General features: G+C 73.9%; 7 protein-coding genes and 1 pseudogene. 3 read left to right on the top strand and 5 right to left on the bottom strand.

Annotated elements, in window-relative coordinates:
• Both FNH09_RS47955 and FNH09_RS43865 read left to right on the top strand, forming a co-directional pair.
• Positions 1–167 (top strand): annotated as a pseudogene (locus FNH09_RS47955) (DNA-binding response regulator); the annotation flags it as partial.
• Complete coding sequence (locus FNH09_RS43865; protein WP_162470006.1) at positions 154–1119, top strand: DUF1152 domain-containing protein; 966 nt, start codon at positions 154–156, stop codon at positions 1117–1119. The pseudogene FNH09_RS47955 and the gene FNH09_RS43865, both read left to right, overlap by 14 nt.
• Here the strand turns inward: FNH09_RS43865 and FNH09_RS43860 are convergent.
• The 3 genes from FNH09_RS43860 to FNH09_RS43850 all read right to left on the bottom strand — a co-directional run bounded on the left by FNH09_RS43860 (position 1113) and on the right by FNH09_RS43850 (position 3872).
• On the bottom strand, positions 1113–1979 hold the full coding sequence (locus FNH09_RS43860; protein WP_152895456.1) for a hypothetical protein: 867 nt from the start codon (positions 1977–1979) through the stop codon (positions 1113–1115). The genes FNH09_RS43865 and FNH09_RS43860 overlap by 7 nt on opposite strands.
• A gap of 98 nt (positions 1980–2077) precedes the next feature.
• Positions 2078–3256, bottom strand: a complete 1179-nt coding sequence (locus FNH09_RS43855; protein WP_338017862.1) for a DUF2306 domain-containing protein — start codon at positions 3254–3256, stop codon at positions 2078–2080.
• Between the two features lie 85 nt (positions 3257–3341).
• On the bottom strand, positions 3342–3872 hold the full coding sequence (locus tag FNH09_RS43850) for a PadR family transcriptional regulator (protein ID WP_152895455.1): 531 nt from the start codon (positions 3870–3872) through the stop codon (positions 3342–3344).
• Positions 3873–4209: 337 nt separating this feature from the next.
• On the opposite strand from FNH09_RS43850, the gene FNH09_RS43845 reads away from it, so the two are divergent.
• On the top strand, positions 4210–4635 hold the full coding sequence (locus tag FNH09_RS43845; RefSeq protein ID WP_152895454.1) for a hypothetical protein: 426 nt from the start codon (positions 4210–4212) through the stop codon (positions 4633–4635).
• A gap of 15 nt (positions 4636–4650) precedes the next feature.
• On the opposite strand, the gene FNH09_RS43840 is transcribed toward FNH09_RS43845, so the two are convergent.
• Both FNH09_RS43840 and FNH09_RS43835 read right to left on the bottom strand, forming a co-directional pair.
• The gene (locus FNH09_RS43840) at positions 4651–5025 is read right to left on the bottom strand and encodes a roadblock/LC7 domain-containing protein (RefSeq protein WP_152895453.1); all 375 of its coding nucleotides are present in this window, start codon (positions 5023–5025) and stop codon (positions 4651–4653) included.
• Between the two features lie 57 nt (positions 5026–5082).
• Entirely contained in the window at positions 5083–5601 is a 519-nt protein-coding gene (locus tag FNH09_RS43835; protein WP_152895452.1) for a roadblock/LC7 domain-containing protein, read from the bottom strand.
• Between the last annotated feature and the right edge of the window lie 140 nt (positions 5602–5741).

Genomic DNA, 5741 nt, shown 5'->3' with positions numbered 1-5741 from the left:
CACGAGGTGAGGAAGCCGACCGGATCGTGGGCCTCGAACTCGGCGCCGACGACTACCTCGCCAAGCCCTTCGGCGTACGGGAGCTGATCGCCCGCATCCGCGCAGTCACCCGCCGCACCGTCGCGCCGCGCCGATGCCTGCTAGCTTCCCCCGGTGTTCACCCTCCACGAGCCGCCCCTGTTCACCCGTCTGCGTGATGCCCGGCGGATCCTCGTCGCCGGCGCGGGCGGCGGATTCGACGTCTACGCCGGGCTGCCGCTGGCCCTGGCGCTGCGGGCGGCAGGCAAGGAGGTCCACCTGGCGAACCTGTCCTTCGCCGACCTGTACGGACTGGACCTGGACGTGTGGCTGGAGCAGGACGTGGCCGCGATCCGCCCGGACACCGTCGCACGCGGCGACTACTTCCCCGAGCGCACCCTCGCCCGCTGGCTGGAGACGCACGGCATGCCGTCCACGGTGTACGCGCTCTCCCGTACGGGCGTCACCCCGCTGCGCGCCGCCTACCGCGCGCTCCTGGACCACCTCGGCGGCGTCGACGCGATCGTGCTGGTGGACGGCGGCACCGACATCCTCATGCGCGGGGACGAGGACGGGCTCGGCACCCCCGAGGAGGACATGGCCAGCCTGGGCGCCGTGGCCGGTCTCGACGAGGTGGAGCAGCGGCTGGTGGCGTGCCTCGGCTTCGGCGTGGACGCCTATCACGGGGTCAACCACGCGCTGGTGCTGGAGAACCTGGCCGCTCTCCAGCGCGAGGGCGCCTGGCTGGGCGCGTTCTCGCTGCCGTACGACAGCCGTGAGGGCGCCCTCTACGTCGACGCGGTCGCCCACGCCCAGCACAGCACCCCGGACCACCCGAGCATCGTCAACGGATCCGTGGCCGCCGCCGTGCGCGGCGAGTTCGGCGACGTACGGTTCACCGAGCGGACGAAGAACAGCCGGCTGTTCGTCAACCCGCTGATGGCCGTGTACTTCTGCGTCGACGCGGTCGGCCTGGCCCGCCGCAACCTGTATCTGGACCGGATCGAGCACACCGTCCTGACCCGGCAGATCAGCTCCGTCATAGCGGAGTTCCGCGACGACCTGCCGAGCCTGCGCCCGCCCCGCGTGTTCCCTCACTGAACGGGGGCGGGCGACCTCGACAGCAGCACCAGACCGCTCGCGCCCGCGCACGCCAGGCCCGCCAGCATGCAGACCAGGCTCAGCGCGGGGCCGGACGACCAGTCGACGTCGCGCGCGTGGACGGCGAGGACGAGCGTCGCGGCGAGCGCGGTCCCGGGCAGGGCCAGCAGGGCGGGGCGGGTGCGGGCGAGATCGTCCTCGGCGAGGGCGCCGAGCACACCGGTGCCCAGGGCCAGGGCCCATACCCCGAGCGCCTGGGCGTCGGGGCGGGCGACGTCCCAGGGGACGAAGGCGGCCCAGAACCCCGGTCGCAGCAGCAGTCCCGTGCCGATGCCCAGCCAGGCCGAGCCGAGCACGGCCAGCGGCGGCTTCGACCAGGCGGGCAGCGGCAGCACGCGGGGCCGCGCCGGGCGGGCGGCGCCCAGATGCTGCCAGGTCAGGGTGGCCAGCGCGGCCACGCACAGCATTCCCAGCACGAACAGCCAGCCCAGGCTGAACAGCACCGCGACGATGCCGCCGCCGTGGGCGACGTACAGCCGGCCGGCGTTGAGCAGGGTCACGGCGAACAGGCCGACGAGCACGACGCCGAGCGCGTACACGAGCGTACGGACGTCCTGCCAGCGGGCGGCCCGGCCGACGGCGAACAGGCCCGGGGAGGTGCCCAGCATCGCGGCGCCGACCAGGCCCGGGCTGAGGGATCCGGGCGACGGCCAGGCGCCGAGGACGTGACCGGTGAGGCTGACGGCCGCCAGCAGTCCGCCGACCAGGACGCTGATCACCGCCACCGCCGTGGCCAGGACCGCCACCCCGGCGGTCAGCGGCCGTCCGTCCGGGGCGGGCGTGGTGGGAGCTTCCGGCACGGTGCTGTCCCTCCGATCCGTTCGAGTCGACTTCACCGGACGACGCCGGCTTCCGGTGTGTTCGGTCACGCGGGCGATCGCGGTCGATCGGTCACGGGCTACGACACCGTTCCGCCGACCGGCGACACGGCCGCTGTCACCGCGGGAGCCGCCCGCCTGAGCACCTCGCGGGCGTACATGACCCGCAGGCTCACCACGGTCGTCGCGGTGAACGCCAGGACGCCGCCGCCGATCGACACCCCGGCGACCAGCGCCGTGTACGGATCGAGTCCCAGCCCCCGTTCCAGCAGGGGGGCCGAACCGGCCGACAGCACCGGGGCCAGGCACAGGCCCGTCAGGTGCAGCAGCCACTCCTCCCGGGCCCAGGCGCGTCCCTGCCGCCCGGCGCGCCGGGCGCCGACGGCCATGACGGCGTAGGCGACCGCGTACGGCAGCAGGTAGGCCCACAGCAGCCGCCGCCCGGGGCCGGCCGTCACCAGGAGCGCGTACCCGATCCGGGCCAGGGCCGCCGCGCCGGCCAGATGGGCGGCGACCAGCACCGGCAGCGGTGCCCACGTACGGCCCGCGCCGGCCAGCCGCCCGCGCCGGTCCAGGGTGCGCGAGGCGACGAGCGCGCCGAGGGCGACCACCGAGCCCAGGTGCATGATCGCAACCTGGTTGACGTCCGTCATGGGCAGTCCGGGCAGCAGCCACGGCAGCGCGCCCCACTCCAGGCGCAGCAGCGGCGCGGTCAGCAGGAAGCCGTAGCACAGCAGCATCCAGCGCTGGTGCAGGTCGGGGAAGCCGCCGACGGCCGCGAGGACGCCGAACGTCACGCTGAACACCGTGCCGACCAGGATGACGGCCAGCACGATCCAGAACGCGGCGCCGCTGAACGCGTCCGCGGGTGCGGTCCGGGCGAGGTACAGTCCGGCGCCCGCCATCGAGGCGTACACGGTCGCCGCGAAGACCACGCCGAGGAGCCGGTGCGCCCGCGGCCGCCCGCGGGCGGCCGTGAGCAGCTGCGCGGGGCCCAGGAGCATGAGCAGGCCGCCGAGCACGGAGTGCACGATCATCGGCAGCAGGCTGTGCCGGTACGGCCCGATCCTGGTCGCCAGCGCGTCGGCCACGTACCGGGGCGAGACCGCGCGGCCCAGCAGCCACTCGCCGTAGGCCGGTGCGCCGGGACGGGCGTAGGGCCACAGCTCGGTCATCGCGATCGGCGCGTAGGCCACGCAGACCGCGGACACCGCGACGACGGCGCCCCGGCGCCAGCCGGCCCTCGTTGGACGACGCACGACGGCTCCCTGCCCGCGGCCGGACCCCGGCCGCCGATAGTCTCTTCTGGACTATCGAGAAGGTAGGGGTGACCCGGCCGCGCGGTCAACGGTCCCGCGTACGTTCCTCACGGCGCCCCACCCACTCCCAGAAGTCGGCCATCATCCGCTCGTAGCGCAGGCCGAACTCCAGCGCCTCGCGCTGGCCTGGCGTCAGCAGGTCCCCCACGCTCGCGGCGAGTTCCTCGTAGGTGCGCAGGGTGCGGGCGTGGGCGTCGAGCTGCTCCGGGACCAGCACGTCGGGGCTGCCGCCGAACCACAGTTTGAGGATGCCGCGCTCCCTGGCCTCCACCGGCACGAACTCCGGGTCGTCGAGCCAGCCGCGCAGCGCGCCGCGGCCGGACTCGGTCAGCGTCAGCACCCGGCGGTTGCGGCCGCTCTCCTGCCGTACCTGGGCCAGCAGGCCCGCCGCCAGCAGGCGGTCGCACTGCGCGTACACCTGGGCGTGCGGTACGGACCAGAACGGCGCGACCGTACGGGCCGCCTCCACCTTCACGTCGTACGCACTCGCCTCGCCCAGCTTGTCGATGATGCCGAGAACGAGGAAGGAGGAGGTGGTCAACCGGGCGTCGGACATGGAGTGACCGTATCGCCCCGGAGCGAGCGGGAGCGCCGCACGGCGGACCGCGCGCGGGGAGGGAGCGCGGGGCCGCCGTGCGACGGGTTGTGCGCCGGTGCGGCGGTCCGCGCCGACGTGGGTCAATCCGTGGTCGCGCCGATGCTGCGAGTGCTGCCAGGACGGGTAGATCTCCTTCAGCGGCTTTCCGCCCGACACCTCCCGCGAAGGACACAAGGTCTTGGCTCTCACCTACCCTGACGCGCCCTCAGCCCGTCGTCCCGGCAGGTCCTGGACGATCCGGGTGACGGGACATCGCGACCGTACCGCCACCGTCAGCTGCTCCTCGGCGTGCAGCATGCCTCCTCGCTCCCGCGACATCACCGCTCTGCGCCGGTTCGCCGAAGCCCATGCCGCCGCCCACGCGAAGGCGGCCTCGGTGCGTCCCGACGCGGCCTGCTCGTGCCGTCAGCAGCGCTGCGTGCTGCACGAGAACACCCGGGTGTCGTGCGGGGGCGTGGTGCTCCTCGTCCTGCGTCACGATCCCTCGGTGGGTCAGGTGTGGACGCTCAGCGAGGTCTGCTCCGCGTGCGCCCCCCTGATGTCCCATACCCGGGTGCTGGGCCGGGCCGCGCCGCTCGGGAGGCCGGCCGAGCCGGGTGTGGCGCCCGTGTCTCCGGGGTCCCGGGCGGCGGCGCCGCGACTGGTCCCCGGTGGGTTCAGCGGGCCGCCCGGCGCCGACGCGCCCGACCGCGCGGTGCGCGGCCGACGCGGACGTCGCTGACCCGGGACCGCGTGCTCAGATCTCCAGCTCGTTCTCGATCCTGCGCAGCTGGTGCCGGGCCATCGCCAGGTTGGCACGGCTGGACTCCAGCACGAGGTAGAGGAACAGGCCCGACCCGTCCCGCCCCTTGAGCAGACGGATCAGGTGGTACTGGCCGCTCAGGGTGATCAGGATGTCCTCGATCTCGCCCTGGAGGCCGAGGTGTTCCATCGTGCGCAGCTTGGACCGTACGACGTCGGTGTTGCCCGCCGCCGCGACCTCCAGGTCGAAGTCCTTGCCGCCGCCGAGCGTGCCCAGCGCCATACCGCTGGTGTAGTCGACGAGGGCTGCCGCGGTCGCGCCGTCGATGGAGCTGAGGCACTCCTTGAGGGAGACTTCCAGGTTGGCCATGTGTCATGTCCTCTCAGGTCAAAGGAGGTTGAGCAGGGGTGAGACGGTTCGTAGGCACTAGTTGCCGGCCTCGGGCCGCAGCCAGTGCCGGGACTGCTGTGGTATCCGCAGCGGAAGGGTGCCGAGCGCGCGGCCCGGATCGGCGAGGGGCGGCGGATCGTCCGGGAGCGCCCGCCGGGGGCGGCGCACACCCGCGTCGGAATCGGCCTCGGCCGCGACGAGTGCGGCGATCCGCGCGCCGCTGCGTCTGCCCTCCAGATGGAGCCGGCCGACGTTGGCGCGGTCGTCGGCGAGCAGGGTGAGCACGGCGGACGGCCCCGCCGCGTACGTCGCCACGTAGCCGTCGGTGCCGCGCACCAGCAGCTCGCAGAACTCGCCGCGCCGGGCGGTGTCGACCATGCGGTGGGCGACGCCGAGGGCTGCCGCGGTGAGGGCCGCCAGCCCCTCCGTCTCGGCGTCCGGAAGGTCCTGCGCGAGGACGAGACCGTCGGCGCTGGCCGCCAGGGATCCCGCGAGCAGGGGTATACGGGTGCGCAGTCGGCGTAGTTCGCTCAGGACGTCGGCTTCGACGGCCATGACCAGTCTCCTTTCGGCACGCTGTCGTCGCGCGCGGATCACAGGGCCTCCAGGGCGTCTCGAAGCCGCCGCAGCAGGGCGGTGTCGATCTCGTCCTGGGCCGCCGGTTGCCAGGGAAGGTCCGGGGCGGGGGGCACGGG

The sequence above is a fragment of the Streptomyces adustus genome (assembly GCF_009377175.1).
GTDB lineage: Bacteria > Actinomycetota > Actinomycetes > Streptomycetales > Streptomycetaceae > Streptomyces > Streptomyces adustus.
Note: the sequence above shows the minus strand (reverse complement) of the source record. Positions and strands in the feature narration are given on the sequence as shown.